The organism is Streptomyces durhamensis (genome assembly GCF_000725475.1).
Lineage (GTDB): Bacteria > Actinomycetota > Actinomycetes > Streptomycetales > Streptomycetaceae > Streptomyces > Streptomyces filipinensis.
In genome coordinates, this window is sequence record NZ_JNXR01000002.1 from 323496 (window position 1) to 350204 (window position 26709).

Annotated in this window: 24 protein-coding genes and 2 pseudogenes; 14 read left to right on the forward strand and 12 right to left on the reverse strand. The window is 71.9% G+C overall.

What is annotated here, in order from left to right:
• Positions 1-90 precede the first annotated feature (90 nt).
• Positions 91-423 (reverse strand): hypothetical protein, encoded by a 333-nt coding sequence (locus IO33_RS0103205; RefSeq protein ID WP_051926369.1) that lies wholly within the window; start codon positions 421-423, stop codon positions 91-93.
• 337 nt (positions 424-760) lie between these two features.
• On the opposite strand from IO33_RS0103205, the gene IO33_RS0103210 reads away from it, so the two are divergent.
• Positions 761-1942, forward strand: coding sequence for a glycosyltransferase family 4 protein (locus IO33_RS0103210; RefSeq protein ID WP_051926370.1), 1182 nt, complete (start codon positions 761-763; stop codon positions 1940-1942).
• A 44-nt stretch (positions 1943-1986) separates the two neighbouring features.
• Here the strand turns inward: IO33_RS0103210 and IO33_RS0103215 are convergent, their stop codons facing one another.
• Complete coding sequence (locus IO33_RS0103215) at positions 1987-3507, reverse strand: hypothetical protein (RefSeq protein ID WP_031159885.1); 1521 nt, start codon at positions 3505-3507, stop codon at positions 1987-1989.
• Between the two features lie 483 nt (positions 3508-3990).
• On the opposite strand from IO33_RS0103215, the gene IO33_RS0103220 reads away from it, so the two are divergent.
• Both IO33_RS0103220 and IO33_RS0103225 read left to right on the forward strand, forming a co-directional pair.
• Complete coding sequence (locus IO33_RS0103220) at positions 3991-4197, forward strand: hypothetical protein (protein WP_031159887.1); 207 nt, start codon at positions 3991-3993, stop codon at positions 4195-4197.
• Positions 4157-4459, forward strand: a complete 303-nt coding sequence (locus IO33_RS0103225; protein WP_157857784.1) for a hypothetical protein — start codon at positions 4157-4159, stop codon at positions 4457-4459. Before IO33_RS0103220 ends, IO33_RS0103225 begins: the two co-directional genes overlap by 41 nt.
• Positions 4460-4566: 107 nt before the next feature.
• Here the strand turns inward: IO33_RS0103225 and IO33_RS0103230 are convergent, their stop codons facing one another.
• Complete coding sequence (locus tag IO33_RS0103230) at positions 4567-5934, reverse strand: glycoside hydrolase family 55 protein (protein WP_245235664.1); 1368 nt, start codon at positions 5932-5934, stop codon at positions 4567-4569.
• A gap of 42 nt (positions 5935-5976) precedes the next feature.
• Between IO33_RS0103230 and IO33_RS0103235 the strand changes: the two are divergent.
• Positions 5977-6678, forward strand: a pseudogene (locus IO33_RS0103235) (CDP-alcohol phosphatidyltransferase family protein); the annotation flags it as partial.
• Here IO33_RS0103235 and IO33_RS46865 read toward each other — a convergent pair.
• The 5 genes from IO33_RS46865 to IO33_RS0103255 are packed head-to-tail and all read right to left on the reverse strand — an operon-like array spanning position 6565 to position 13341.
• Positions 6565-7086: an FAD synthase family protein gene (locus tag IO33_RS46865; RefSeq protein WP_078963254.1), complete on the reverse strand. Its 522-nt coding sequence runs from the start codon at positions 7084-7086 to the stop codon at positions 6565-6567. The pseudogene IO33_RS0103235 and the gene IO33_RS46865 sit on opposite strands and share 114 nt — an antisense overlap.
• Before the next feature lie 3 nt (positions 7087-7089).
• A complete protein-coding gene (locus IO33_RS0103240; protein ID WP_031159896.1) occupies positions 7090-8643 on the reverse strand; it encodes a hypothetical protein in 1554 nt (517 codons plus the stop codon).
• Between the two features lie 47 nt (positions 8644-8690).
• Complete coding sequence (locus tag IO33_RS0103245) at positions 8691-10232, reverse strand: lipopolysaccharide biosynthesis protein (RefSeq protein ID WP_031159898.1); 1542 nt, start codon at positions 10230-10232, stop codon at positions 8691-8693.
• A complete protein-coding gene (locus IO33_RS53455) occupies positions 10229-11824 on the reverse strand; it encodes a hypothetical protein (protein ID WP_031159900.1) in 1596 nt (531 codons plus the stop codon). Before IO33_RS53455 ends, IO33_RS0103245 begins: the two co-directional genes overlap by 4 nt.
• Complete coding sequence (locus IO33_RS0103255; RefSeq protein WP_245235667.1) at positions 11821-13341, reverse strand: hypothetical protein; 1521 nt, start codon at positions 13339-13341, stop codon at positions 11821-11823. The genes IO33_RS53455 and IO33_RS0103255 overlap by 4 nt, the downstream gene beginning before the upstream one ends.
• Positions 13342-13553: 212 nt before the next feature.
• On the opposite strand from IO33_RS0103255, the gene IO33_RS0103260 reads away from it, so the two are divergent.
• On the forward strand, positions 13554-14534 hold the full coding sequence (locus IO33_RS0103260) for an NAD-dependent epimerase/dehydratase family protein (protein ID WP_031159904.1): 981 nt from the start codon (positions 13554-13556) through the stop codon (positions 14532-14534).
• A gap of 27 nt (positions 14535-14561) precedes the next feature.
• Positions 14562-15761, forward strand: a complete 1200-nt coding sequence (locus IO33_RS0103265; protein WP_031159906.1) for a glycosyltransferase family 4 protein — start codon at positions 14562-14564, stop codon at positions 15759-15761.
• Between the two features lie 48 nt (positions 15762-15809).
• On the opposite strand, the gene IO33_RS0103270 is transcribed toward IO33_RS0103265, so the two are convergent.
• From IO33_RS0103270 to IO33_RS0103280, 3 genes are read right to left on the reverse strand one after another with little or no spacing between them, the layout of a single operon-like run.
• A complete protein-coding gene (locus IO33_RS0103270) occupies positions 15810-16937 on the reverse strand; it encodes a glycosyltransferase (protein WP_031159908.1) in 1128 nt (375 codons plus the stop codon).
• A gap of 45 nt (positions 16938-16982) precedes the next feature.
• Positions 16983-17549 carry a DapH/DapD/GlmU-related protein gene (locus tag IO33_RS0103275; protein WP_031159910.1) on the reverse strand — a complete coding sequence of 189 codons (567 nt, stop codon included), beginning with the start codon at positions 17547-17549 and terminating at the stop codon, positions 16983-16985.
• 13 nt (positions 17550-17562) lie between these two features.
• Positions 17563-19041, reverse strand: coding sequence for a sugar transferase (locus IO33_RS0103280; RefSeq protein WP_209438795.1), 1479 nt, complete (start codon positions 19039-19041; stop codon positions 17563-17565).
• 280 nt (positions 19042-19321) lie between these two features.
• Between IO33_RS0103280 and IO33_RS0103285 the strand changes: the two genes are divergently transcribed.
• Positions 19322-20194, forward strand: a complete 873-nt coding sequence (locus IO33_RS0103285; protein ID WP_078963255.1) for a beta-1,6-N-acetylglucosaminyltransferase — start codon at positions 19322-19324, stop codon at positions 20192-20194.
• Between the two features lie 112 nt (positions 20195-20306).
• Here the strand turns inward: IO33_RS0103285 and IO33_RS52090 are convergent, their stop codons facing one another.
• On the reverse strand, positions 20307-20672 hold the full coding sequence (locus IO33_RS52090; RefSeq protein ID WP_051926371.1) for an LPXTG cell wall anchor domain-containing protein: 366 nt from the start codon (positions 20670-20672) through the stop codon (positions 20307-20309).
• A gap of 628 nt (positions 20673-21300) precedes the next feature.
• Between IO33_RS52090 and IO33_RS45730 the strand changes: the two genes are divergently transcribed.
• The 7 genes and pseudogenes from IO33_RS45730 to IO33_RS0103325 all read left to right on the forward strand — a co-directional run bounded on the left by IO33_RS45730 (position 21301) and on the right by IO33_RS0103325 (position 26684).
• Positions 21301-21954, forward strand: coding sequence for a hypothetical protein (locus IO33_RS45730; RefSeq protein ID WP_051926372.1), 654 nt, complete (start codon positions 21301-21303; stop codon positions 21952-21954).
• Between the two features lie 399 nt (positions 21955-22353).
• Positions 22354-22638, forward strand: a pseudogene (locus IO33_RS0103300) (vitamin K epoxide reductase family protein); the annotation flags it as partial.
• Between the two features lie 156 nt (positions 22639-22794).
• Positions 22795-23292 carry a tyrosinase cofactor gene (locus tag IO33_RS0103305; RefSeq protein ID WP_031159925.1) on the forward strand — a complete coding sequence of 166 codons (498 nt, stop codon included), beginning with the start codon at positions 22795-22797 and terminating at the stop codon, positions 23290-23292.
• On the forward strand, positions 23276-24142 hold the full coding sequence (locus IO33_RS0103310) for a tyrosinase family protein (protein ID WP_031159928.1): 867 nt from the start codon (positions 23276-23278) through the stop codon (positions 24140-24142). The genes IO33_RS0103305 and IO33_RS0103310 overlap by 17 nt, the downstream gene beginning before the upstream one ends.
• Positions 24143-24420: 278 nt before the next feature.
• Positions 24421-25833 carry a condensation domain-containing protein gene (locus tag IO33_RS0103315; protein WP_031159931.1) on the forward strand — a complete coding sequence of 471 codons (1413 nt, stop codon included), beginning with the start codon at positions 24421-24423 and terminating at the stop codon, positions 25831-25833.
• Positions 25834-26002: 169 nt separating this feature from the next.
• The gene (locus IO33_RS0103320) at positions 26003-26248 is read left to right on the forward strand and encodes a hypothetical protein (RefSeq protein WP_031159933.1); all 246 of its coding nucleotides are present in this window, start codon (positions 26003-26005) and stop codon (positions 26246-26248) included.
• A 112-nt stretch (positions 26249-26360) separates the two neighbouring features.
• Positions 26361-26684 carry a hypothetical protein gene (locus tag IO33_RS0103325; RefSeq protein WP_031159935.1) on the forward strand — a complete coding sequence of 108 codons (324 nt, stop codon included), beginning with the start codon at positions 26361-26363 and terminating at the stop codon, positions 26682-26684.
• Positions 26685-26709 lie beyond the last annotated feature (25 nt).

Here is a 26709-nt window from a genome sequence, read left to right on the forward strand (position 1 = left end):
GCGATACCGCGGAACGCCGGAACGCCGGAACAAGGAAAGGCCGGCTCCGAGAACAACGGAGCCGACCCGGAAGCCCTGCGGGTGCGTCTTCTACTTGAGGACGGGAAGCGCAGCGGGCGCCTTGCCCCCCTTGTTGAGGACCGGAAGCGCGGCGGGCGTCTTGCCGTTGATCGGGTTCGGCAGGGTACCGCCGAAGACGGGGGTCTTGACGACACCCGACTTCTTCACGCCGTCCGTCGTCTGCCTGACGTCGTTGGCCAGTTCGCCCGTCGGGATGTCGGCTGCGTGAGGGAGAGTGCGGGCAACCGTCTTGCCGTCATCGAGGAGGCCCTGCGCCGGTACGTCCGCCGCGACGGCCGGCGCCGCGACGCCCGCCATGGCCAGGGTGCCGACAACGATGGCGGCAGCCTTCAGACTCTTCATTGTGTTCCTTTCTCTCGCTTCCGCTGAGTTAACGAGAGAGGGGCGTCGCGGGAAACTCCGCTGACCACAAGTTCTCCAGAACTCGTACATCCCGCACGACATCCCGGGAATTCTTATCGGATTATCCCTTGGCTTCCGCCGGTCCGGCGCGGCGCCAAGCAGGTGATTTCTGCGCGGTGAATAGCTCCGGAGGAGGATCGTCATTCCGACACGGTTGACGTCCGTGTGGAAACAGGGGCTAGTGTTGCCTCCCGAATCCGACGCGTTTTATGTCGAACCTACGATCGTACGCCCTGCGCCGGGTTCGAAATGTTTCTTCGGAAGGGAAGCCTCGGCCATGCGCGTTCCCCTCGGTCCGGTCCCGCGCCGTGCGACGCCGTCCGCCGCACGTGAGCCGCACGTCCTGCACGTCACCCAGCCGGTCGAGGGCGGTGTCGCCCGGTTCGTGACGGACCTGGCGGCGGCGCAGCGCGAGGCGGGGGCGCACGTCAGCGTGGCCTGTCCGCGTGGCGGCACGCTGACGGACGCGTTGCGCGCGCAGGGCTGCCGGGTGCTGCCCTGGAACGCGAGCCGCTCACCCGGGTCCCGGCTCCCCGGCGAGGTGGCCCGGTTGACCCAGGTGCTGCGCGAGCTGCGCCCCGACGTGGTGCACGCGCACGGCGCCCAGGCGGGTCTGGCCGTGCGGCTCGCGGTGCGCGGCCGGCTCCCGACCGTCTTCCAGCCGCACGCCTGGTCGTTCGAGGCCGTGGACGGCGTCCGGGCCCACGCGGCCGTGCGCTGGGAGCAGTTCGGGGCACGGTGGGCGGCGCGCGTCCTCTGTGTGAGCGAGGCGGAGCGGCGTACCGGGGAACGGCACGGCATCAGCGCCCAGTGGCAGATGGTCCCCGACGGAGTCGACACGCGCAGGTTCCGGCCCGAGGGTGCCGTCGCCCGGTCCGCGGCGGGCCCGCTCGTGGTCTGCGTGGGGCGGCTGTGCCGGCAGAAGGGCCAGGACGTGCTCCTGCGGGCCTGGCCGGCCGTCGTACGGCAGGCGCCGGCCGCCCGGCTGGTGCTGGTCGGTGACGGTCCGGACGCGGACCGGCTGCGCGCCGGCGCGCCCGCGTCGGTGGAGTTCGCCGGCCCGGCACCCGACGCCGCCCCCTGGTACCGGGCCGCCGACGTCGTGGTCCTGCCGTCCCGCCGGGAGGGCCGGGCGCTGGTCCCGCTGGAGGCCATGGCGTGTGCCCGGCCGGTCCTCGTGACCGACGTGGACGGTGTGCGCGAGAGCCTGCCGCCCGGACATCTGCCGCACTGCCTGGTGCCGCCGGAGAACGTGGACGCGCTGGCCCGGGCGCTGACGTCGCTGTTGCGCCGTGCGCCGCTGCGCGCGGCCCTGGGTGCCCAGGGCCGCGCGCATGTGGTCGCCGACCACGACGTCCGGCAGACCGGCGACGCGGTGCTCGACGTGTACCGGGAACTGCTCGGCACCGGCACCACGCCGTTCGTGCCCAGCCAGAGCAGGGAGTCCATCACCACCTGAGGGGCTGTCCCCTCGGCGTCGTCCCGTCTCCCTGCTCCGGCCGGTCACTTGGCGGTCGCCGCCGTCACGTCGAGCGGCGCCGACCGGGGCATGGTGTTCTCTCCGTCGCTGACGGCGATCGTGTAGCGGTGACGGGAGCCGGGGGAGACGGAGTCCGTGTACCTCATCTCCGGGCGGTCCCATTCGGCCGACCGCTTCTTCCGTGTGGCCACGAGCTTTCCGTCCCGGTAGATCCGGTAGGTCAGCTCCGCGTCGTCCCTGTCCCATGCGGCACGCCAGGTGAGCGTGATCTTTCCGGCGCGCGAGTCGTCGCTCGCGAGCGCCGGAACCGCCTCCGGAGCCGAGCTGCCGGGGCCGGCCCCGAAACGCGTCAGGCCCTGCTGGGGCTTGCCGTTGACCGTGGTGAACTCGCCGCCGGCCCACAGCACTTCGCCCGCCATCGTGAGCGTCCTGGGGCCGACACCCTCACCGATGCCGTCGTCGGTGTCGGGGAACCAGTGCAGGATGCGCTTCTCGTCGGCCGACTGCGCCAGGAAGTGCCGGCGGGGCCCGTCCGGGAAGCCGCCCGGTGTCAGCGCGCAGTAGTGGGCGTGGGACGCGCTGTACAGGACGTCCTTGTACACGAGGAGATCCTGGGTGGCGCCCAGGCAGTTGTCCTTCCAGACCATCGCGCCGTCGGACAGCCGGCCGGCGATACGGCCGTCGAAGATGCCCGTCCCTGCGCCCTCCGCCCCCAGGTAGAAGTGCTCGCCGTTGCGCGCCAGGGACGACACCGCGGACCGCTCCGGAAGCCAGTCCGGGAAGGACTTCACCGTCGCGCCGGTCGTGGGATCCAGCGAGACGAGCGCCTGTTCCGGACTGCCGTTGGCGGTGTGGAAGGAGCCGCCGACGAGCAGCTGGCCGTGATCGGGCGCGGCCAGGATCGCGCGGACCGGCTCGTCGAGGTCCGCACGGAACGGCAGCAGCGAGCCGTTGCGGCCGAGCGCCGCGAGGTGATTCCTGGTCTGGCCGTTCACCAGGGTGAACTCACCGCCCAGGTACACCGCTTTGTCCGTGGTCTCGATGGCCCGCACGGTCGCGGACACGGCGGGGCGGAAGTCCTTGCGCAGCGAGCAGTCGGCCGTGTTGAGCGCGACCGCGCTGGCCACGCCGGTGCGGTCGACCCGGCCGAACGACCCGCCGACGTACAGCACCTTGCCGTCGGGCGACGCCTTCAGCGCGCGTACGGTGCCGGCGCCCTTGGTGAAGGAGTGGGCGCACGGCAGCAGCTTGCCGGTCACGGCGTCGAACGCCGCGAAGTTCCTTCGGGCGACCTCCTTGTGACCGGGCTTCGCGCCGGGCGGGCGGACACTGCCGAAGGTGCCGCCGACGTAGACGACACCGCGTGCGTACGCCACCGACCAGACGACACCGTCCGTCTGCCAGGTCGCCAACGGTGCGGCGGTCAGGGTCTTTTCGTCGTGTGCTGCCGGCGCGCCGGAGGCGGTCGTGAGGGAGGCGGCGGCAAGGAGGACCGCTGCAAAGGCCGTGGTGGCGGTCCTTGAGGTGCTTTTCCGTAGGCGCATGGAACATCCCGGGTCGAGGGATACGGGTGGCGAGAAGCTTTCCGAAAGTAGACACCCCGCCCCGCGTCACCGAATTCGACAAGCGGGCTTGCCGCGAGATCCATCCGATTGGCACCGTGCGGATCCACGCTCCGCCCTTCAGGCCCCTACTGAAGCTCGAATGGCCTAGGAAAAGGAGTCGTAATCCATAACGGCAGTCCACTCGTGCCAGTGTGGGGACGCCCGGCGCGGACACTTGGTCAAGCTCGAACTGCCAAAGGAAATGGCGTGAGAGTTCGCCAGGGCGAGATCAGGTACCCGAGGTCAGGTACCCAAGCATTGAGGAGGAGTGCTCGTTATGCGAGTAGCTGGCCGAACGAAGACGCAGTCACGACGGTTGGGTTGGGGAGCGGGGCTCGTCGGCGCCGGCCTGACCGCGACCGTGGCATTCGGTATCGCCGCCGGGCCCGCGGCGGCCCATGCGGTTCCCCGCGCGGCGCAGGCGTGCCCGACCTGCTCGACGAGCAGCACACCGGGGTGCTCGTCGTCGTGCGCGACGAAGCCCCCCACGTCCGGGTGTTCGGCGTGCTCGACGAAGCCGCCCACCGGGTGCACGCCGTGCCAGACGCCCCCGCCCCCGCCCTGCCCCTCGGGCGCGACCGCGATCAGCGTGACCAACCCGGTGACCGGGCCCGTCGCGATCCCCGGTGACGGAAACCTCCAGCTCACCATCGGCAGCAACGCCCAGGGCGAGGTGTTCGGCTTCAACATCCCCTCGTCCGCGCACCGCAGCGTCGTCCAGGTCGCGGTCACGGGCAGCACCGGCGTCAACGTCTACAAGTACGACAGCACGACGGGCTTCCCCGACGGCAAGGCGGCCGACACCGGACTGCACGCCCTGGCCAACGCGAACGGCAAGGACCCGGACATCACCCGCATCGACTTCTGCGTCAAGACCACCAAGTACGTCTGACGCGGCGGCGTCCGGCACCGCCTGGCGGTGCCGGACCACCGTGCCGTACACAAAGGCGGGGCGCCGGGGACCCCCGGGCCCCCTACGCCGGCGACCGGGCGGCCGCCTCAGTCCGTGGGAGAGGTCCCGCCGGGGGGCACGGCCGGGCCGGTGGACGGCGGTGGTGCGGGCGTGTCGCCGGCGGGCCCGGTGCCGAGGCAGTCGGTGAAGCGTACGAAGGGGGCCGGATTCGCGTCGGCGCCGTCGGTGACGGCGAACTCGCTCTGCGGGTGGTTCCGCAGCAGGCACATGTCGTAGCGGACGACGGCCGGCTGGGTGTCCTGCCGGTGGGTCGTCCGGTACTGGTGACGGCCCACGAGCTGGCAGGAGTCGTAGCGGATCAGCGGCCCCCGCGGTCCGACGCTGTACTGGTGCGGACGGACCTCGGCGGAGAAGTCCATGAAGGCGTTCGCGGTGTCGTCGCAGTCGGCGAAGTGGATCGTGCCGCTGCTCCACACGCAGTCGATGACCCGCACGTCCGGACTGCGCACCTCGAAGCGGATGTCCTGGGCGTGGAAGCGCTGCACCGAATCGTGGTGCCGGCTGACCGGGAAGCGGAAGAAGGTGCTGGTGGTGCCGTATTCCTCGGTGCGCACGGGGCGTTTGCCGGTGATGATGTACGACCCGCCGCGGCAGGAGATGGATCCGCCGTAGGGGAACTCCAGGAAGTTGCCCCACTCGTATTCGACCTTCATGTCGGTGAACCAGTAGTTCAGGAACTGGTCCTGGTCGTTGGGGGTGGTCTGCGCGTGTCCGGTGATCCCGGAGTAGAGGAAGGCCTTGCGGTAGCTGCCGGCGACCGTGCAGGCCTGCCACAGCATCTCCGAGTTGGTGTTGGTGCCGTCGAGGGCCAGCCCGTACTCCCATTCCCCGAGCCATTCGCACTCCGAGAACCGGTAGTCCTGGGCCAGTCCGGTGGAGTAGGAACTGAAGAAGGACGCGCCCGGGGTGTCGGAGCGGAACTGCATGCGTTCGAAGGAGAGGTTCGACCAGGCGTCCTCGTTCCGGCACAGATAGGAGCCCGGCCCGGTGTCCGGGCGGAAGACGAGCGTGGTCATGTTCTTTCCCGCCCCGACGAAGCGCAGACCGTTGGCCGGCCGTGGTGGGGCGACGCCGTTCAGCAGGGCGTGCGGACGCGTGATGAGAAAGTCCCCGGCGGGGATCTCGACGACCAGCCGGCCCACCCCGCCGCGGACGTGGGTGGCGGCGAGCGCGTACGCGGTTTCGAATGCCTGGGTGTCGTCGGTGGATCCGTCGCCCACGGCGCCGAGATCGGTGACGTTGACGGTGGACATCGGCCCGACGGCCGCACGCCGGGGAGACGCACTTTTGGCGGACGCGCTGCCGGCGGGCAGAGCCGCCGCGACCAGCAGTGATGTTCCGCCGCGCAGAATGCGCCGACGGTCGCGGGCCATTTCGCCATCCTGTTCTGTCATAGTTGCCTTCCTTTCTCGCGTTTGGTGTCACCAAGGAGGGTTATGGCCGAGTTCGCGGAAATGCTGAGGCAACTGTCGACGGCACAGAAGCCGGCGAAGGGCGTGTCGGTCTACAGCCGGTTCGTCAATCGCCCGGCCGGCCGGGTGATGGCGGCGCTGGCCTGCCGGATCGGTGCGACGCCCAATCAGCTGACGCTACTCGGCGCCTTGTTCACTTTTCCGGCCCTGGCGGCGGTGGCTCTGCTGCGGCCCGAGCCCGTGATGTCGGTCTGTGTCGGCGTGGCCCTTGCCCTGGGATTCGCCCTGGACGCGGCGGACGGTCAGCTCGCGCGGAGCCAGCGTTCCGCGAGCCTGTCGGGCGAATGGCTGGACCATGTGCTGGACTGCGTCAGGATCGTCCTGCTGCACCTGGTGGTGCTGGTGGCGTTCTACCGTTTCTTCGACCTGCGCAGTCCGCTGCTCCTGCTGGCCCCGATGGTGTTCCAGCTCGCCTCGGTGGTGATCTTCTTCGCCGGCATTCTCACGCAGCAGCTCAAGGGGCGGGTGGCGGCGGTAAGGGGTGGCCCCGCCTCGGCGTGGGGGTCCGTCCTGCTCCTGCCGGTCGACTACGGCACGACCTGCGTCTGCTTCCTATTTCTGGGCAGTCGGGACCTCTTCCTTGTCCTGTACTGCGTGCTCCTGCTGGCCCATGTCCTGTTCATGGTGGCCTTCTTGGTGAAGTGGTTCCGCGAGCTCCATCAGCTCCAGCGCCCTGCGCAGTAGCGTGCTGGACGTGTGGACGGTGTAGGGGAAGTAGACGACTTCGACACCGACCTTCGCGAAACGGCGTTCGAGGATCTCCCATTTGGGTGTGCCCTTCCAGTCGTCCCCCTTGAACACGACATGGAAGCCGACCTGCTTCCAGATCTGCAGTTTGTCCCCGTGCGTCTCCACGACGACATCGTCGACGTGCCGCACGCCGCGGACGATCTCCAGGCGCTCGGCCAGCGGGATGACCGGAGGCCTTCCTTTGAGGCGCCTGGTCAGTTCGTCGGACGCCACCCCTGCCACGAGCCGGTCACAGTGCCGGCGCGCCTCGCGCAGGATGCTGAGGTGCCCGATGTGGAACAGGTCCCAGACGCCGGGCGCGTACCCGGTGAGTGTCGCTGTCACCGCTCACGCTCCGCTCGTCCGGCCACCGCGCGCGGGCACCGTCACGATCATCGCGGACCGGGGCGAGGTGCGGCTGCCGTTCGTCACCTCGATCGCGTACTGGTGGCGGGAGCCGGCGGCCACCGAGTCGGTGTAGCTCATGGCCGGAAGGTCCCAGGCCGCGGACGCCCTGGCCTGCCGGGAGACGAGCTTTCCGTCCCGGTAGAGCCGGTACGTCAGGACGGCGGTGCTGCGGTCCCACACGGCGTGCCAGCCGATGGTGACCTTCCCCGGGTGCGCGGCCAGGACCCCGAGGGCCGGGCTCTGGGGCGCGCTCGGGGGGGCGGTGGCGGCGAAGCGGGTGAGCCCCTGCTGGGGCCGGTCGTTGACCTGGGTGAACTCGCCCCCGACCCACAGGACACCGCCCGCCATGGTCAGGGTGCGCGGACCCACCCCTTCCCCGAGGCCGCCGTCGGTGTCGGGGAACCAGTGCAGGATCCTGCGGTCGGTGACCGACTGGGCGAGGAGGGTGTGCCGGACGCCCCGCTCGGGAAACCCGCCGGGGGTCCGGGAGCAGTCGTGCGCGTGGGAGGCGCTGTAGAGGATGCCGTCGTGGGGCAGTACAGCCTGGGTGGCGCCGAGGCAGGTGTCCTTCCACAGCAGGGCGCCGTCGCGGAGCCGGCCCGCGATCCGTCCGTCGAAGACGCCGACCCCTTCCCCTTCGGCGCCGACGTAGAAGCGGGAGCCGTCCCGTGCGATCGCCTTGACCGTCGACCCGGGCGGCAGCCAGCCCGGAAAGGTGCGGACCGTCGCCCCGGTGGTGAGGTCCAGTGCGGCGAAGGAGTGGGCCCGCCTGCCGTTGACGCGCTCGAAGTCCCCTCCGGTCAGCAGGACGCGCTGCACGGGCGCGGCCGACAGGGCACGCACGGGCCGGTCGACGTCCGCCTTGAAGGGCAGGAGGGAGCCCGTGGAGGTCAGGGCGGCGACGTGGGGTCGGCTCCGGCCGTAGATCTTGTCGAAGTCGCCGCCCAGATACACCTGTCGGCCGGTCGTCTCGATGGCCCGGACGGTCGCGGACACCACGGGCCGGAAGTCCTTGCGCAGGGTGCAGTCGGCGGTGTCGAGGGCCACGGCGTTGGCCACCCCCGTGGACCCGACGTGGCCGAAGGAGCCGCCCACGTACAGCACCCGTCCGTCGGGGGAGGGCTTCATGGCCCGTACCGTGCCGGCGCTGTACGGGCCGGCGCCGTCGGTGAAGGACGGCGCGCAGGGCAGCAGGGCGCCGGTCGCGGCGTCGAACGCGGCGAAGTTGTGCCGGGGAACCTGCCCGGTGCCGGCGGCGGCACCGGGCGGGCGGACCGACTGGAAGGAGCCCGCGGCGTAGACGACACCGCGGGCCTGGGCCAGCGACCAGACGACGCCGTCCGTCTGCCAGGTGGCCAGCGGATCGGCGGTGAGCGTGGCCGGATCGTGCCGCGTGACGGCGGCGGCGGGGGAGCAGAGCAGGGCGCCTGCGCACATGAGGACGGCGGCAGCCGGACCCGTGACCGCCTTCTTACGGAGCTTGCTGTGGCGCAAGGGGGACACCTCGAAGGAGAGGGGGCGGGCAGGTTGAGGGCAATGCCTCACACGGTGCGACGGCGCAGCACCTGGACCAGCTCGCTTACTCCCAGAGGCGTACGGTATCGCCACACAAAAGTACCAAATACCGACATTCCGACAGTCAGGCTGAGTGCGAGTCCTGACGGGGTGTCACCCAACAGGGTGTGCACGCCTGCCGGCACCACCGAGACGGCCGTCGCGATGCCGAGGGCGCGCAGGTAACCGGCGGCCACGGTGGTGAATCCGAGGCGCAGCCGCACCAGCAGAGCGGCCGAGAGGTTCTCCACGACGATGGCCGTACCCCAGGAGACGGCCGCGCCGAGGATGCCCCACCGGGGCACGGCGAGGAGGCCCACGGTGAGCTGCACCGCGAACGCCGCGGCGGTGCAGGCCAGGTGCCACGAACTCCTGCCGGCCATGAGCAGCACGGTCTGCGCGTTGCCGACCGCGACATTGACGACGGCGGCGGCACACAGGATCACCAGCGCGGGCGCACCCTGGGTGAACTCCGGCCCGAACAGGGCGAGAACGGTGCGGGGAAAGCCGGCGATCAGAACGAACAGCGGCCAGGAGAACAGGACGATCCAGCAGGTCGAGGTGCGGTGCAGATGGTGTGCCTCGGCGGCCTCGCCGACCGCGAGGAGCCGGCTGAGCTGGGGTGCGACGGCCAGCCGGACGGCGAGTTGGAGGAGGGTGCCCGCGGTGACGACGCGGCCGATGGCGGTGTAGATGCCCGCCTCGGTGTCCGTGGCCAGCGCCGACAGCAGGATGACCCCGACCCAGACCGCGCTGATGTCGAAGACGGAGGAGATCGCGCGGGGCGCGGAGAAGACCCAGAAGTCCCGCCAGGAGACCGACGCCCCGCCCGCGCGGGCGGAGCCGGGGTGGGCGGCCCGGCAGCGTCCCAGGCCCCGCCACGCGGCGGCGAGACCGGCCAGCGCCGGCAGCAGCCATGCCGCCGCCAGGGACAGCATCCCGGGCGCCCAGCACGCCACGGGCACCGCGATCAGCACCCGCAGGACCGGCTTGCCGATCTGCTCCACGGAGACGAACGGCACCACGGTGCTGTACCCCTGGGTGGCGCCGAGCAGGATCAGGCTGACGGTGGCAGCCGGCAGGACCAGGCCGAAAAACCGGATCAGGACGAGCGCGTCGGCGGGCGGCAGGTGCGGCAGGAGCGTGGTCGCCACCGCGGGGCACCACAGCAGCACCAGGGCTGCCGCGGAGGAGGCCGCCAGGGCCGGCAGTACCGCCATGCGCAGCAGCGAGCCCACCGAGCGGCCGCCGTTGAGGGCGAGATCACCGGGGATGAAGCGGACGAGCCCGGTGTCGGCGCCGAGCTTGCAGACGTTGCTGGCGATGGTGAACAGGGCGACGCCGGTGAAGATCGCGCCGGCCCCGTGCGCTCCGAGGGCCCGGGTGATCAGGCCGACCAGGAGGAAGGCGAACACGGCGTTCGTACCGGAACCCACCGCGCCCCACACCCCGCCCCGTGCGGCGGCGGCGACCGTGCCGCGGGCGCCGGTCCCGGCAGTGGCGTACGGGGCCGCCCCGGGGGCCGTCATCGCCGGGAGACCGTCAGCGTGTCGTGCTGTCCCGCACGCTGCGCGGCCGGCAGGACGCTCTCGGTCCGGGACCGGCGCCGCAGCCGGCGGAGCACGGCGGCGTACCGGCCCCGCCGCACCGGCCCGGTGTCCACCACGGCGCCCAGCAGGAGCCCGCCCGAACAGCCGATGAGGTCGCTCACCTGCCTGAGGTCCTCCCGCCGGGTGTCCCGTCCGGTGACGACCAGGACACCGCCGACGTGCTCGGCGAGCGCCAGCGCGTTCGGGTGCTCCAGCAGGGGCCGGGTCGCGACGACCGTGACGGGCGAGCCGGTGCCGGACGCCACCTGCTCCGTCGCCCGGGACACGTCGGCCTGGAGGGGGGCGCCGGTCCTGTCGCTGGAGCAGAGGGCGAACCGGCCCGCGGAGCCCGCGTCGACGAGGACGCCCCCCTCGGGCAGGGGCGTCTCCTGCCCGGCGCGCTCCGCCTCCGGCACCAGCGGCAGCCGGCCCGCGAGGGCGGGCGCGTCGGGGTCGGCGTCGACGAGCACGGCCTGCCGGCCGCACTCCGCGAAGGCCGCGGCCAGGTTCGCGGCGACGGTGCCGGCGGCGTCGTGGCGCCGGGGGGCCACCACGAGCAGGCAGCCGGTACCCCCGGACAGCCAGGCGTGCGCCAGGCGGTAGGCCAGGGAGCGGTAGGCCTGGGAGCGGGCGCCGGCCGTGCGGCCGACCGTCAGCGGGGCGTCGCCCGTGCGGCGGCCACGGGGCAGGACGCCCAGCACGGGTGCCCGCAGGGCGGCCTGCACCTCGCGGGCCGACCGGGCCCGGCGGTCGAGTGCCGAGCACAGCCAGGCCAGCAGGACGCCCAGGACGGCACCGCAGGCCAGGCCGAGGACGATCAGGGTCCGCGGCCCCGGGCCCGAGGGCCTGGTGGGTGCGGTGGCCCGGCGGACGATGTCGCCGCCGTCGGTGTCCCGGGAGCTGATCTCGGACACGCGCTTGCGCAGGCTGCTGATCTCGCTCTTCGCGGCGGAGGTGCCGCTGTCGTCTTCGGAGTCCTTCTCGGAGTCCTTCTTCACCTGCCGGGTCAGCGCGGCGATCTGCTGTTTCATGCCGCCGACGGCACGCTGCACCGCGCTTTCGTCACGGCTCTTGCGGTCGGCGAGATAGGCCTCGGCGAAGGCGTTGGCGCCGCGTGCCGCGCGTCCCGGATCGCGGGCGGTGAACTCGAAGCGCAGCACCTGGGACTTGCCCGGGTTGGTGACGCGGAGACGGCTTTGCAGCGTGGCGGCACGGCTGTCGGGCTGCCCCAGGGTGTGCGCCGCACGGACGGCCACGGCCGCGCTGGCGGCGATCTGCTGCTCCGTGCTCATGCTGATCTGGTTGTCGGCGGGCACGTTGACCGAGCCGAAGGGGTCGGCCCCGGCGCGGACCAGCACGTCACTGGCGGAGCTGTAGGTGCCGGTGCCGTACCACGCCACCGCCAGCCCGCCGAGCAGGCCCAGGACGACTCCCAGCGCCATGGCGACGCGGTGGCGAAGGAGCAGGCGCAGTTGCTCGCGGAGCTGTTCCGGTTCGTCGAAACGGTCGTCGAAGGGGAGCGGGCCGGTCACAGATGTCCTCCTGCGTGCGGAAGTGAGGCGTGCGGGGTGGGGGCGGACGGCAGCGCCGGTGAGGCGAGTTCGGGGGCCCGGCGGGCCGGTGTGGAGATGAGCAGCGGAACGGTCAGCAGCAGCAGCATCGGACCGGTGATGCCGAGCAGGCTGCCGCGCAGGAACATCAACTGGTAGAAGGCGAAGGCGGGGACCACCAGGACCGCCAGTGCGCCGGGCCGGCCGAGCAGGCGGTCGCGCGCCTCGTCCATACGGCGTCCCACCGCGCCCAGCAGCAGGAACACGAGGGCCACGGCGGGCGGTCCGGCCCACAGGTAACTCTCGATCCACAGGGGCGCGGACAGGTTGAGGAAGCGGTAACCCGCGTACTGCGCCAGTGCGATCCCGGTGTCCTCGGGTTTGTCCGGCCATACCGAGCGCGGCACCATGAAGAAGAGGGGTCCGAGTGCCTGTCCGGGGGAGATCCCCTTCTCCCGCGCGTAGTCGAGACCGGTCTGCACCTGCTGGAAGGCGTCGTAGTCGCCCTTGGTGGTGAACTGCTCGGACAGTGAGACGACGGAGAGGGCGTGCCGGTCGTCGTAGCGGAAGTAGTCGCTGTAGGGGAAGACGACGAGCACCGTGGCGAGGACGGCGCCGGCGACCGCGCGGGCGGCCCGGGGCCGGCTCAGCCGGGGCACGTTGAACAGCAGCGTCAGCAGCACCGTGCCGGCCCAGAACCGGGGCTTGCTGATCGGGTTGTTGACGATGATGTTCACCGCGGCGAGCAGGGGGAGCAGCAGCAGGCGGGCCCCGCGCAGCAGGCGGTCGCCGTCGGGCAGGCGCGGCACGCGCAGCAGGGCCAGCAGGCCCCAGAACGCGGGCACGGACAGGGACCAGCTGCGCAGCGGCTGCAGGAAGGAGTCCGGTGCCTCGTCCAGGGCGCCGGTCTCGTTGATGGCCTGACGACTGGTGAAGTAGGCGCCGACGCCGCCGGGTTGACCGTGCAGCAGGACCACCGCCAGGGACAGTGCGCATCCGCACAGCAGCAGGACGCGCCAGGGTGCGAGGCGCCGGGCGAGCAGCCGTTCCGGCAGGCCGGGACGGGCGGCGTGCAGGTGTGCGCGCCGGGCGGCGAGGGCGGTTCCGGCGCTGTAGGCGAGCAGCCCCAGCTCGACCGTCGCCACGGCCCGCAGAGAGGTTTCGGCGCCGGCCCGGTAGGGCCAGGGGTAGCTGTCCGAGGAGAGCATCGACAGGGGGGCCAGCCCGAACCAGATGTAGGAGAACATCCAGAAGCCGAGGCCGACGAGCCGGACCTGGGGTGCGGTGAGCACGCGGGTGAGGGCGGCACCGGTGTGTGCCACGACGGCAGCCTGCAGCACGAGCGCCATCGGCACGGGCCCCTGGTGCGGCCGCAGGACCAGCACCGGCAGCAGGACGGTCAGTACGACGGCCCAGACGCAGACCGCGGGCGCACTGCGGACGCCCGCGCCCCGCACCGGGACTTCTGTGGTCGGCGAGTGCTGCTGCGGAAACCTCACTGGCCGATATATAGCGTCGCAATGCCCTTAAACCACCTCAGCCACGCATAAATCGGGCGTGATCCACTCCTGTTGGCGGCAGGGGGCGGGTGGGAACCGGGGGCGTGCCAATGCGGGGCAAATAGGGCGAAGGTGAATACTCTGGGCGGCGAACGTTCCTGCCGGTCCGGCCGGCCCTCCCCCAGGTCTCCCCTTCACCCGAGGAGTTGTCCATGAACAAGCAGGTCGACGCCGTCGTTGCCGGGGGCGGGGGCTTCATCGGCGGGCACCTCGTGGGCGCCCTTCTGGACCAGGGGCTGACCGTCCGCTCCATCGACATCAAGCCCCTGCGCGCCTGGTACCAGGTCCACGAGGGCGCGGAGAACGTGATCGCGGACCTCTCGCTGCTGGACGGCGCCCGCAGCGGCGTCCAGGGGGCCCGGCACGTGTACATGCTGGCCGCGGACATGGGCGGCATGGGCTTCATCGAGAACAACAAGGCCGCGTGCATGATGTCGGTGCTCACCAGTACCCATATGCTGCAGGCCGCGCACGAGGCCGGTGTGGAGCGCTACTTCTACTCCTCCTCCGCCTGCGTCTACGCCGCCGGCAAGCAGACGGACCCCGACGTCACGGCGCTGCGGGAGGAGGACGCCTATCCGGCGCAGCCGGAGGACGGTTACGGCTGGGAGAAGCTCTTCTCGGAGCGCATGTGCCGGCACTACGCGGAGGACTACGGCTTCACCACCCGTGTCGCCCGCTACCACAACGTCTACGGCCCGCACGGCACATGGGCCGGCGGCCGGGAGAAGGCCCCGGCGGCGGTGTGCCGCAAGGTGGCCGAGGCGGTGCTCTGCGGTGACCACCGGATCGAGATCTGGGGCGACGGCCGGCAGACCCGCTCCTTCATGTACATCGACGACTGTCTGCACGGCACCCGGATGATCATGCGCGGGGACAGCGGCGTACCGGTCAACCTCGGCTCCTCGGAACTCGTGACCATCAACCAGCTCGTCGACATCGTCGAGCAGATCGCGGGCATCCGCTGCGAACGCAGCTACCGGCTCGACGCCCCGCAGGGGGTGCGCGGCCGCAACTCCGACAACACCCTGATCCGCGAGATCCACGGCTGGGAGCCCTCGATCTCCTTGGCCAACGGCCTGGAGAGGACCTACGCCTGGGTCTACGACCAGGTGAAGCGTGCCCACGGCTGAGCCCCGGTGCGAGGACGCGACAAGCCGATGAGGATCTTCGTTCACGACTACAGCGGTCACCCCTTCCAGGCCCAGCTCAGCCGGGAACTGGCACGCCGCGGGCACGCGGTGGTCCACTCGACCTGCGCGGCCTATCTCAGCGGCAAGGGCGACCTGGGCGCCGACGTCGCCGGGCTGCGCTTCGCCACCATCGGCGAGCGCACGGTGCTGCGGAAGCAGGCCTATGTGCACCGGCTCTTCCAGGAGACCCGGCTGGGCGTCGAGCTGGCCCGGCAGGTCGCACGGGCCAGGCCCGAGGTGGCGCTGCTGGCCAACCTGCCGATTCCGGTGCTCGCGGTGACCGCGGCGGTCCTGAAGCGGCGGCGCGTCCCCTGGGTGCTGTGGCACCAGGACGTCACCGCCGTCGCGCTCAGGAGCTTCGCCGCCGCCGATGTCGCGGGCGCCATGGGTATCGCGGCGAAGGTGTTCGGTGCCGGCGAGAAGTGGGCGGCCCGGCAGGCCGCCGCCATCGTGGTGATCGCCGACTCCTTCGTGCAGGTGCACCGGCAGTGGGGCACCGCCGACAAGGTCACCGTGATCCCCAACTGGGCGCCGCTGGACGAGATCGTGCCCGTGGCCCGGGCCAACGCCTGGTCGGACGAGCAGCGGCTGACCGGTGTGAAGACGCTGCTCTACGCCGGCACACTGGGCCTGAAGCACAACCCCGTCCTGTTGGTGCGGCTGGCGGAACGCCTGCGCGAGCGGGGCGAGCGGGTGCGGCTCGTGGTCGTCAACGAAGGCCCGGCCGTGCCCGTGCTCAGGGAGGCCGCCGCCGCCCGCGCGGTCGAGCTGACGCTGCTGCCCTTCCAGCCCTACCGGCGGCTGCCCGAGGTACTGGGCACCGGCGACGTGCTCGTCGTCCTGCTGGAAGGGGACGCCGGGAGGTTCTCGGTCCCCTCGAAGACCCTGTCGTACCTGTGTGCCGGGCGCCCGGTGCTCGGTCTGATGCCCGCCGACAACCTGGCCGCCCGGCTGCTCGACGAGGCCGGCTCGGCGGTCTTCCCGCCGGACGAGTCCTCGCTGGAGGCCGCCGCCGCCTGGGTCCGGGACGTCCTGTCCGACCCGGAGCACGCCGCGTCCCTGGGCAAGCGGAGCCGTGCCCTGGCCGAGCGGGAGTTCGCCCTGGAGGGTTCCGCCTCCCGCTTCGAGGACATCCTCACCGCGGTGGCAGGCGCCCCGGCGCGCTGAGCGGCGAAGCCGTTCGGCCGCGCCGGATCCCGCGCCGGGGCGCCGCGCTCACCTCTGCCGGGAGCGGTTGCGGTAGATGCCCTCCAGCCGGTCCACCACCGCGCGGATGGAGAAGACCTCCCGGATCGCCCGGTGGCCGGCGCCGGTCAGCCGGCGGTGCAGCGCCTCGTCGGTCAGCAGTCCGCTCACCGCCTCGGCCAGGGCCTGCGGGCTGCCGTCGGTCACCATCGCGGCCTGCCTGTCCGCCAGTTCCCCGGCGATGCCGCAGCTGCTCGTGCACACGACCGGGGTGCCCTCGGCCAGTGCTTCCAGAACCGTCATGGGAAACGGCTCGTGCACGCTGGGCAGGACGTACACGGCGGCCCCGCGGTAGGCCCGCAGCGCCGCGGAGTGCTCCAGCGGGCCGCCGTAGCGCACCACGTCGGTCAGCCCCCGGTCGGCGACGAGCTGGTTCACCTGCCCCAGCGATCCCTCGTCCGTGCCGTAGAGGGTGAACCGTGCCTTCGGGATCTCCTTGTGGACCAGCGCGGCCATCTCCACGAACGCCTCGGGGCGTTTGCGCGGGTGCAGCCGGGCCAGGAAGATCACTTCCTGGCCGTCGGACGACCGCTCGGGGCGCGCGTGCGCGGACAGGCGCACGCCGTTCGGCAGCGTCACCAGCGGCGGCTGCCCGGCGCCCAGGACCGCGGACAGGGCCCGCCGTTCCCGCTCGGTGAGCACGAGGCAGCAGCGCGCCCGCCGGAGCAAGGGGACGAAGACGCTGTCGAAGAGGAGCGGGACGGCACCGGTCCGGGGCTCGACCATGCCATGGGTCTGGACGACGAAGCCGACGCGCCGCAGCCGGGCGACGGCGAGCGCGGCCAGGGACACGAGGTCCCTGCCCACATGGAGGTGAACGGCGTCGGCGCGCCCCATGGCCCGCCACAGATCCCCCAGCAGCAAGGGGTGCAGAAGGCCGAGGCAGCCCTGGCCGGGAACCACGGTCCGCGCCCGGCGCGAGACGAAGGGGACGGTGCCGAGGTGCCCCGGAGCCGGTGTGCGGCCCCGCCACAACGACACCAGCCGTACGTCGTGTCCGCGTTCGGCCATCTCCTGCAGCTGGGCGAGCGCCACGCTCGGCGGGCCGCCGAAGGTGCCGTCGTCGCTGACGAGCGTGACCACCTGGACCACCCTCATGCGCTGACCTCTCTCATGCGCCGACCTCTTTCATGCCCTGGCCTCTCATGCCCTGACCTCTTTCGTGGATGTCGACCTTGTCGTCCCCGCTGCGCCGCCCGCCGTCAGGACGGTGCCCGGCGCCAGGTCCCGGTGAGCCACGGCACCGGCGCCCACCACCGCGCCACGGCCGACGGTGACGCCGCGCAGGACGACCGCCCGCGCGGCGACCCAGCTGCCCGGCTCCAGGCGGACGGGGCCGTTGTCGAACTCGAACGTGGGGGAACGGCGCAGATGGCTGCCCGTGCACAGCAGGGCGTCCTGCGAGACACAGCAGTCGTGGCCGATGCTGACGGGTTCGAGGTTGATGATCCAGGCGCCCTCGCCGAGCCACACGTCGTCGCCGATCTCCAGCTTCCACGGCCAGTGCACCCGCACCCCGTGCCGGATCAGCACCCGCCGGCCGACGCGGGCGCCGAAGACCCGCAGCAGCGACGGACGCCAGCGGGCCGGACACCACCACTTGACGAAGACGAGGTGCTCGACGGCGAACCAGGCGGCCTGCACGAGCAGGGGCCGCCCCTTGTCGTAACCGGCACCGGTGAAGTCGCGCAGGGACCATGTCGCTGCCATGACGCTGTGCCTTTCAGTAGGCGCCCTGGCCGTCCAGTACCGCTCGCACGGTGCGGGCCATCACGGTGACGTCCCCGGCCAGGGACCAGTTGTCGATGTACCGCAGATCGAGCGCGACGGTCTCGTTCCAGGAGAGGTCCGCTCGTCCGCTCACCTGCCACAGCCCCGTCAGGCCCGGTTTGACGGTGAGCCGGCGCCGTTCCACCAGGTTGTACTTGACGACCTCTTCGGGCAGCGGGGGGCGCGGCCCGACCAGGGACATGTGGCCGAGCAGGACGTTGAAGAGCTGGGGCAGCTCGTCGAGCGAGTAGCGGCGCAGGATGCGGCCGACGGGGGTGATCCGCGGGTCACGACGCATCTTGAACATGTGCCCGTCGTTCTCGTTCGCCTCTTCCAGTTCCAGCTCGGTCTTGAGCCGGTCCGCGCCCACCACCATCGTGCGGAACTTCCACATGGAGAAAGGCGTGTGGTATCGGCCCACCCGTGTCTGGCGGTACAGGGCGGGACCGGGTGAGCCGCACCGCACCGCCAGTCCCACGGCGAGCAGCAGGGGGGAGAGCAGGACGAGCAGCAGCAGGGCGCCCGCCCGGTCCACGACGGCCTTGAACAGCGCCGGGATCCCGCGGCGCGCGGGCGGTGCGATGTGCAGCATCGTCAGTCCGGCGGCCGAGGTGGCCCGCAGCCGACGGCGGGCCACGTCGACGATGCCGGGCAGCACCACGAGGGGGCAGCCCCGGTCGTGCAGCGCCCAGGACAGCCGGCGCAGCCGCTCGCCCGACATGTGCCGGCTCACCGCCACGAAGACCAGGTCGGCCGCCAGTTCGTCGACGGCGTCGAGCACCCCCGCCGCGTCCGTCTCCGGTGGCTGGGGCGCTTCGCCGGCCAGCCGTACGCACACGGCGACACCCGAGGACACCGGTTGCTCGCCCACCGCACAGGCGCCGACGATGACATAGCCGTGGTCGGTGCGCTGGGCGAGCTGCGCGACCACGGCGTCCACCAGGGGGCCCTCGCCGACGACCAGTACGCGACGCAGTACCCGGGCGTCCCTGCGCGCGGCCCGCAGCCGGCGGCGGATCACCATCTGGCAGGTCGCGGTGAGGGCCAGCGCGGGCAGCAGCGCGGTGAAGGCCTCGATGTGGCCGTCGTTCTGTCCGCACAGCACACGGAGCACGGCCAGGGCGCCGACCAGGATGAGCCAGTCCCTCAGCACGGCCCGCAGATCGACCGCGTCGGCCCAGACCCCGGACGCGTACCGCTTGCTCGCCGCGCCGATCAGCGGCCACAACGCGACGGCGGCAGCGGCCAGGAGCAGCGTACGGGGCCCCTGGCCCCGAGTGATCGCCGCCGTCACGGGCAGCGCCGCCCCGGCGAGGTCCACACAGACGGAGAGGGCGCCGTATCCATGACCTCGCGTGCCGTGGCGGTGAACAGTTCGGTACGGCGTGGAGAAGGGCGCCTGCCCCGACACCGCGTTGGTGGACCGCCCCATGGCTCTCCTTCAGAAGCCCCCAGTCGCTGTCGTCGGCCACTACTTATATCAGGCATTCTTCACAAAACAATGTCATTCGGTACGAGAGGAACGATCACCTGAGGATCATCAGGATGCTGACGGCTCGTCGGCCGAGGTGGCGCCGGTGCGGCCTTCGGTGACGTGCCATTAGAGGGACATCGCTCCCGCGTGCCAGCGAGCCCACGACGCGTCCCACGGCCGCGCGATCACCGTGGGAGAGCGTGGGGGAGAAGCCGGTGGACCGAGGGAGGAGAGAACGATGCCGGTATTTGCCGTGCTCGCGCACACCGAGCCCGGACTGTTCGCGCGGCTGGTCGAGCGACTGGCACCGTACCCGGTGGTCGTCCACGTGGACGCGCGGTCGCGAGGGGAGGACTTCGCGGGGGTGCCGCGCACCGCGTACGTCCGCGACCGCGTCGCCGTCCGCTGGGGAGGTTTTTCCGTCGTCCGCGCGACGCTCGCCCTGTACCGCACGGCGCTGGAGTTCGCGCAGCCCGGCGAGCACATCGTGCTGCTGTCCGGGCAGTGCTACCCCGCCCGTCCGGTCGGCGAGTTCGCCGCGCACCTCGCTTCGGCGCCGTTCCGGCAGCACTGCCGGGCGGCCGCGGTGCTGGACGAGAGGATCACCGCCGGCCGCGTCCTCAAGCGCTGGTACCTCGACGCCGTGCCGACGGGACCGGGGCCGACCTATCTTCCCCGCGCCCTGCTGCGCCGGGGGATCTCCGAGCTGACCCCCCGGCGCAGGCGCTCCGTGTTCGGTGACGTCGAGCCGGTCGCGGGCAGCCAGTGGACGGCGCTGACCGCCGACTGCGTCGCGGACCTGCTCGGCAAGGCCGAGGACCCCCGCTGGGAGAGCCTGTTCCGTACGACGCACGCGCCCGACGAGATGTTCTTCCACACGCTGGTCTGGAACAGCGGCTGGCGCGAGGAGGTGGAGGACCCGGTGCTGCGGCCGAGGGCCGGGCGCGTCACCGCCGACTTCACCAACTTCCACCACCTGGACCGGTTGCTCAAGGGCACGAGGACCCTCGCCGATCTGCCGGCGATCGAGGCCTCCCGGATGTTCTTCACCCGCAAGGTCGCGTCACCCCGGTCGGCCGGGTTGCTCGACGCCCTCGACAGACGGTCGTGAGCCGGGGCGTACCGGGAAAGCCGTCCGCCCGCCACGCTCCCGGACCGGGTGGCGCAGCGGGCGGACAGCGGGACGGCGGGTGCCGGGCGCGCGGCGTCCGGCACCCGGTGTACTACGGACGGGCAGCGGCCCGGCCCCGCCGGTACAGCACGGTTCCGGCGGCCAGCAGCGCACCGCTGACGGCCATGGTTCCGATGGTGGTCTCCGCGCCGGTCTTGGCCAGCTCCGGGGGCGCGGGCGGCGGCGGGGTCCGCTTCACGGGCGGTGTCCTCACCGGGGTGGGCTTGGGCGCCGGGGTGTGCGCGCGGGGTGGCGGGGTCGCCTTGGTGGGGGTGGGCGTGGGCGTGTCCTCGCCGTAGCAGGCGCAGGAGGGCTCGTCACTCGGCTCGTCGGCGCCGTAGCTCTGGTCGCTCGCCTCTGTCGTGGGGCTGCCGGAAGCCGGGGCCGTGACCCCCGCCTCCCGGTGCGCCTGCCGCACAGCGGCCTGGGCGCGCGCGATCGCCCTCAGGGCACTTGACTCACCGGGAGCGGCCGGCTGGGGAGCCGTATCACCGGACAGGACGGTGTGTGAGTCTGCCCCTGTCGCCTGCGGACCGGAGTCCGCGAACGCCCATGTGCCGGACAGAGTCAGGGCACTTGTCGCGGCGGCGGCCACGACCAATCCCTTGGTCAGGGTCTGTCGCACTCTCGTTGTCTTTCTCTCAGGCGGGAAGGGGAAGCCGGCGGCGGCCGTTGATCCGGCCTTCTCGCTTGCCGGGTTCCGCAGGGTCGTCGCAGGGGACCGTGATGCCGCACGTTCACACTCGCCACGACCTGCGAACTGTGAACGAGATATGAAGGCCCGAAGATACCGAGAGGCGTGTATTGGCGGTGAATTCACCCGATTGCCCGCCCGTGCCCGCTGCCCGCCCGTGCCCGCTGCCCGCGCGTGCGGGAACGCGCTGTCGCCCGGGGACGGCCTCAGCCGCCGCGGAGCGCCTCGGGAGACCCCCGCTGTTGCCCCGAATGGCCGGGCGGTTCACCGGAACGAGCTTGATCGGTTGCAGAGGGCCGGGCGTGATCTCACGGTGGCCACAGGACCTGACGCACCACCGAAAGGAAGTTCCATGGGTGGCCCACCCGCCCGGCGCATCGCGTGCATCACGCTCTGCGCCGCTCTCCTGGCCGGCGTCACCGGCCCGGCCGCCGTCGCGGCCGACTCCACCCGGGACCGCGCCCGTGCGGCGTCCCACGCGCCCGTCCCCGGCGCGGACGCGCTCCTCGCGCAGGTCACACTCCTCGCGAACCTCGGGATCGTCCTCACCCCGGTCACCGGCCTGCTCACCGCGGTGCTCAAGGCCGACAACGGGCAGCTGCCCACCGACCAGGCCACCGCCCTCGTGCAAGCCGCCAAGGACGCCATCGCCAAGGTGACCCCGGCCGCGCCGGCCACCCCGACCGCCGCACCCACCACCCCGGCGACCCCGGGACCGCTGTCCCCCCGCACCACGACGGACCACAGGGCCACCACGCGGGCCGACCTCGCGGGCGACGCGCTCGCCAACCTCACCAAGGCGCTGGACGCCCTGTTGAAGGCCATCACCTCCGGTGACGCCACCCAGGTCGTCCCGGCGGTCAACGGAGTCCTGACCGGCCTGGTCAACTATCTGGCCGCCCTGCTGCTCTCGGGCGGCCTGCCCGCTCCCAATCTGCCGGGACTGCCGACGCTGCCCTCGCTGCCCGGGGTGCCGGTACCGGTACCGACGGTGCCGGCCTCCTGACGAGGCGCCGACCCAGGGCCGCACCGCAGCGGTGGCCCTGGGCGAGGGATGTCCCCCGATGCCAGGGTCGAGGGGCGCCCCCACGGCGCCTTGACCGAGGGACGCCCCACGACGCCCTGGGGGTGGGGCGTCCCCCGATCCCTTCGCCGAAGAACGCCCCCGCGTCCCCCGACCGTGTGGCGCACCGGCCGCCCTCCTCAGGTCGGGTGAGCGCGCACCGGGCCGTCCCGCCCGCCCCGGCCGGCCGGTGCCGCGGCCGGCGGAGCAGGTCGGGGCGGTCGTCCCACCGCCGTCCCGTCCCGCCCCGCCCGGGCCGAGGGCCGGCACGACGGTGCGGGCCGCGGCCCGCACGGGCTCCCCGGCTGATGGCGGTGGCACCGGCCCCGCGGACGGCGGCAGACCTTCGACGCGGGCTGTCTGTTCGGCATCGGGTTCGTGTCGTGGCTGCGGTTCGAGCCGCTCTACCGGATCGGCGCGCTGTGCCTGTGGTGCTGTCTGACGTGGGTCGCCACGATCCTGCTGTTCCGGTACGTGACCGCGTTCGCCGTACGACACCGGTTCCTGCCCGCACCGGCTCCGCTGCGGGCGTTCCTCGCCGAGTTCGCCTGGGTGCCGCCACTGCTGCACACGGGGGTTGCCGGGATGCTGATCCTGACCCGCTCGCGGGACTTCTGGACCAGCTGATCACTCCCGGCCACGGCGGTCGCGGCGCCCTCCCGGCGCGGCCCCCCGGCCGGGCCCGGTCCCCTACCCGGGTCACCGGTCCGGCCGCACGTCGGTGACCGGCGGGGCCGTCCGGAGGTTACGGCTTCGACATCCGAACCGGACGAGGAGTGAACGATGGTTCTAGGCGTCGGCGGAGTGCCGGGGGGCGGGCAGCGCGTCACGCCGGCCGCGGGCGGAGCGCGGCCCCGGGGCGGAACGCGGCGGGACATGACCCGGAGGCTGCTCGCCTCGGCCGTCGGCGCGGCGCTCGCGCCGGTGGCCGCGGCCTGCGGACGGCCCCCGCACACCCCGGACGACGGCCGGCAGGGCGGCACCTTCGACGAGACCTACCGCGGGCGCCGCATCCGCGGTGTCGAGGTCCGCGCCGCCGGCCGGGCCGCCGTCGCCCAGTGGAAGGTCACGATCGACGGCCGTCCGCTGCATCTGATGCGCCGCGCCGACGGCAGCTGGCTGAGCATGGTCGACCACTACCGCTCGTACTCGACCCCGCTCGCAGCGGCCCGCGGAGCGGTCGACGAGCTGGGCCCCGACGAAAAGTTGCGGGATCTGGCACCGGGACCGATGGGCGGGGCACCGGAGCACGGAGGAGGCGGGCATGGCGTACACGCGTAAGAACGTCAGCAGGCTGACCCGCACCGAGCGGCGGCGGTTCGTGGACGCCCTTCTGGAGGTCAAACGGCGCGGTGAGTACGACGAGTTCGTGCGGACGCACATCAGGTACAACACCGCCGACGGCGAACACGGGCTGCGCACCGCCCACATGACGCCCTCCTTCCTGCCCTGGCACCGCAAGCTCGTGCTGGAACTGGAGCGGGCGCTGCGCCGGGTGGACGACTCGGTGACGGTGCCGTACTGGGACTGGACCCGTGACCGCACGGCCACCTCCCTGCCGTGGACCGACGACCTGATGGGTGGCAACGGGCGACGCACGGACCGGCAGGTGATGACCGGGCCGTTCGCCTACCGGGCGGGCCACTGGCGGATCAACGAGGGGGTGACCGACCGGCAGTACCTCACCCGCGACCTCGGCCGCGCCCGCAACCCGTTCGACCTGCCGACCGCCCGTGACCTGGAGTCGGCGCTGGCCGACCCGGTCTACGACACGGCGCCCTGGAACTCGACGGTCACCAGGGGGTTCCGCAACAAGCTGGAGGGGTGGGCGCCCGGCCGGGGCAGCGTCTCCTGGCACAACCACAACCGGGTGCACCGCTGGGTGGGCGGGGTGATGGTCGGCGGCGCCTCCGTCAACGACCCCGTCTTCTGGCTGCACCACTCCTTCATCGACCTGCAGTGGACCCGCTGGCAGCAGCGGCACCGCGAGCACCGCTACCTCCCGGCCGAACCGCCCGGCGCGCGCGACAGCCAGCACGGCCGGATCGTGGCCCGGCACGAGCGGATGCCGCCGTGGGACGTGACGCCGGACCAGCTGGAGGACATGAGCGAGATCTACCGGTACGAGTGAGGCCGCGGCGCGGCGGTCGTCACACGGGAGGGGCGCCGGTGCCCGAGGCCGGTGCTCCTCCCCGGACGCCCACACGCGGTCAACTGCTCCTCCACGGCGGCGGGTTCACGTACCGGGCGAGGCAACCCCGGTGCCGCCGCACCGGATCACCGCCGGCCGATCGCTTCGCCGTTCGAGGCGTCACACGTCCCGCTGAAAAGCCGGCGACACGGCATCGCGCCGCTCGCGCGCGGCTCCCCCTTGATCAAGTCTGTGTCTTCTGCGAAGGAGACGCCCCCGTGCGAATTTCTGACATTCAGCGCTGCGAAGTCCGTCCAGGACGGCTCGTCGAGTGGAGGTTCAGCCCGGCGACCGTCGCGGCCGCGGCGGGGCTGCCGACGGATCCGCGGCCGCCGGCGTACATCCAGGAGTCGCACATCAGGACCGCCCGGTCGGTGCGCGAGGACGGACTGTTCGTGCCGACCTGGATCGGCGCGGCGTTCGATCTGCCGGGCCGAGCCGATCTCGGCGCGCTGGAGCGGGCGTTGCACGGCTGGACGCTGCGGCACGAGACGCTGCGCAGCGGCTTTCGGTGGGCCGGCGACGACATGCACCGGTTCACGCTCGACGGGCGGAACGTGTCGCTGCGCCGTGAGGTGGTCGGCGACTTCGCCGACGCGGACACGCTGGCCCGGTATCTGCAGGACCGGTTCGACGTCGCGGCGGACGCGCTGGGCTGGCCGAACTTCCTCTACGCGGCGGTCGTCCGCGACGATTCCACCAGCGTGTACCTGGCCTTCGACCACACCAACGTCGACGCCTACTCCCTGCAGCGCATCCCGGACGAGATCGGCGAGTTGTACCGCGCCGATGTCGCGGGCCGGTCCCCGGCCGGGCAACAGGTGAGCAGTTACGTGGACTTCTGCGAGCAGGAGCGGGCGGACGCGGACGGCATCGACGACACCCACGCGATCGTCGCCCGCTGGCGGGAGTTCATCGCCCGGTGCGACGGAAGGCTCCCGGACTTCCCCGTCGACCTCGGTCTGCGGCCCGGTGGCCCACTGCCCGCCCAGCAACTGCTGCGCGAGCCGCTCGTGGACGCGGACGCGGCCGCCGCGTTCGAGGCGTACTGCCGGCCCTACGGCGGCAGCATGGTGGGCGTCCTGGCCGCGACCAGCCTGATCGTGCACCAGCTCGGCGGACAGCCGGTCTACCGCACGGTCGTGCCGTTCCACACCCGGGTGAAGTCCGCCTGGTCGGACTCTGTGGGCTGGTACGTCGGCGGCGCACCGATCGAGGTGCCCGCGGCGGGGGACTTCGACGCCGCGCTCGCCGCCGTCCGCGCCGAGCTGCAGGCCAACCGGTCACTGGCACGGATTCCGCTGGCCCGGGTACTGCGCCTGCTCGGCGCGGACTTCCGGCCCACCTCGCCCGACCTGTACTCGATCGTCTCGTACGTCGACACCCGCGCCGTCCCCGGTGCGGACCGCTGGAGCGAGCAGAAGGTGTACGGACTGCTCCGGGTGTCGTACGGCGACCAGGTCTGTGTCTGGGTCAGCCGGTTGCACGAGGGGCTGTGGCTCGCCTGCCGCTATCCGGACACCGACGTCGCGTACAAGAACGTCCGGCGGTACATCGAGGCGCTGCGGGACCTCGTCGGGTCCGTACCCGCGGCCCGTCGCGTCCGGACCGCGGAACCGACATTCTCGTAATACCAAATTGCCTTTCACGTATTCCTGTTGGTGGATCTGACAGCTCAACTCCCCTTTTGGACACGGATATCCGCCAAAGTGGAATACGGAGTATCGCTACTGCTAGTGTTCAGTCAGTCACGGTAGGCAATCAGCCTCGACGTACGAGCAATGAAGAGCCGAGGGTTCCATGCGCAAGCTTCAGCAGGTCGTGATCGCAGCAGTGGCGGCCGGCGGACTGTCCGCCGTCGGCGGCGCCGCCGGTACCGCCTACGCTCACGCCGGCGGCGGCCTGGAGGTGAACGACCTCTACCGCCCCTACCAGGAGTGCAGCCCGCAGACGGTGGCTGACGGCAACCTCCCGATCGGCGTGCTCGGTCTCGCCCAGACCCTGGACACCACCTGCGGCCAGTTCAACAACGCTTTCACTGGCTGAGATCCGAAGGCGTCAGCGCGTGCGACGCCTTCCGTGGAACCCTTCGGATCGCTCCCGAAGGGTTCCCTGCACGCCGGGCCGGTTGCCTGAACTCGAAAGGGAAACGCACCACATGCTCAGTAGGAAGAAGATCGCGGCTGTCTCGGGGTTCGTTGGCGGCCTCGCCGTGACCTGCGCCGGTGTCGCCCAGGTGTATGCCGCGGGCGGTCCGGGCATCTGCACGCGCGACATCCAGGGCAACGTCACCTGTATCCAGCGGATCCAGGGCGAGCTGCCCGAGGACGGGGTCATCCCCCACCAGGACAACTGCATGCCGACGCAGCCCCTGACGCTGCCCGCCGCCCTGGGCAACGGGACGATGCGCATCGGGCCCGAGGTGACCTGCCGGGCACCGGCGCCGGACAAGGGTGACAGGTTGTCCGAACTGTTGGGCTGAGCCTTCGAGCGAAAACTTCCGGTGG

What these genes read in the sequence shown, in the direction of transcription:
- IO33_RS0103205 (WP_051926369.1), bottom strand. Translation starts at nt 423, where the DNA reads ATGAAGAGTCTGAAGGCTGCCGCCATCGTTGTCGGCACCCTGGCCATG.
- IO33_RS0103210 (WP_051926370.1), top strand. Translation starts at nt 761, where the DNA reads ATGCGCGTTCCCCTCGGTCCGGTCCCGCGCCGTGCGACGCCGTCCGCC.
- IO33_RS0103215 (WP_031159885.1), bottom strand. Translation starts at nt 3,507, where the DNA reads ATGCGCCTACGGAAAAGCACCTCAAGGACCGCCACCACGGCCTTTGCA.
- IO33_RS0103230 (WP_245235664.1), bottom strand. Translation starts at nt 5,934, where the DNA reads ATGACAGAACAGGATGGCGAAATGGCCCGCGACCGTCGGCGCATTCTG.
- IO33_RS0103245 (WP_031159898.1), bottom strand. Translation starts at nt 10,232, where the DNA reads ATGACGGCCCCCGGGGCGGCCCCGTACGCCACTGCCGGGACCGGCGCC.
- IO33_RS0103260 (WP_031159904.1), top strand. Translation starts at nt 13,554, where the DNA reads ATGAACAAGCAGGTCGACGCCGTCGTTGCCGGGGGCGGGGGCTTCATC.
- IO33_RS0103265 (WP_031159906.1), top strand. Translation starts at nt 14,562, where the DNA reads ATGAGGATCTTCGTTCACGACTACAGCGGTCACCCCTTCCAGGCCCAG.
- IO33_RS0103270 (WP_031159908.1), bottom strand. Translation starts at nt 16,937, where the DNA reads ATGAGGGTGGTCCAGGTGGTCACGCTCGTCAGCGACGACGGCACCTTC.
- IO33_RS0103275 (WP_031159910.1), bottom strand. Translation starts at nt 17,549, where the DNA reads ATGGCAGCGACATGGTCCCTGCGCGACTTCACCGGTGCCGGTTACGAC.
- IO33_RS0103280 (WP_209438795.1), bottom strand. Translation starts at nt 19,041, where the DNA reads ATGGGGCGGTCCACCAACGCGGTGTCGGGGCAGGCGCCCTTCTCCACG.
- IO33_RS0103285 (WP_078963255.1), top strand. Translation starts at nt 19,322, where the DNA reads ATGCCGGTATTTGCCGTGCTCGCGCACACCGAGCCCGGACTGTTCGCG.
- IO33_RS45730 (WP_051926372.1), top strand. Translation starts at nt 21,301, where the DNA reads ATGGGTGGCCCACCCGCCCGGCGCATCGCGTGCATCACGCTCTGCGCC.
- IO33_RS0103305 (WP_031159925.1), top strand. Translation starts at nt 22,795, where the DNA reads ATGGTTCTAGGCGTCGGCGGAGTGCCGGGGGGCGGGCAGCGCGTCACG.
- IO33_RS0103310 (WP_031159928.1), top strand. Translation starts at nt 23,276, where the DNA reads ATGGCGTACACGCGTAAGAACGTCAGCAGGCTGACCCGCACCGAGCGG.
- IO33_RS0103320 (WP_031159933.1), top strand. Translation starts at nt 26,003, where the DNA reads ATGCGCAAGCTTCAGCAGGTCGTGATCGCAGCAGTGGCGGCCGGCGGA.
- IO33_RS0103325 (WP_031159935.1), top strand. Translation starts at nt 26,361, where the DNA reads ATGCTCAGTAGGAAGAAGATCGCGGCTGTCTCGGGGTTCGTTGGCGGC.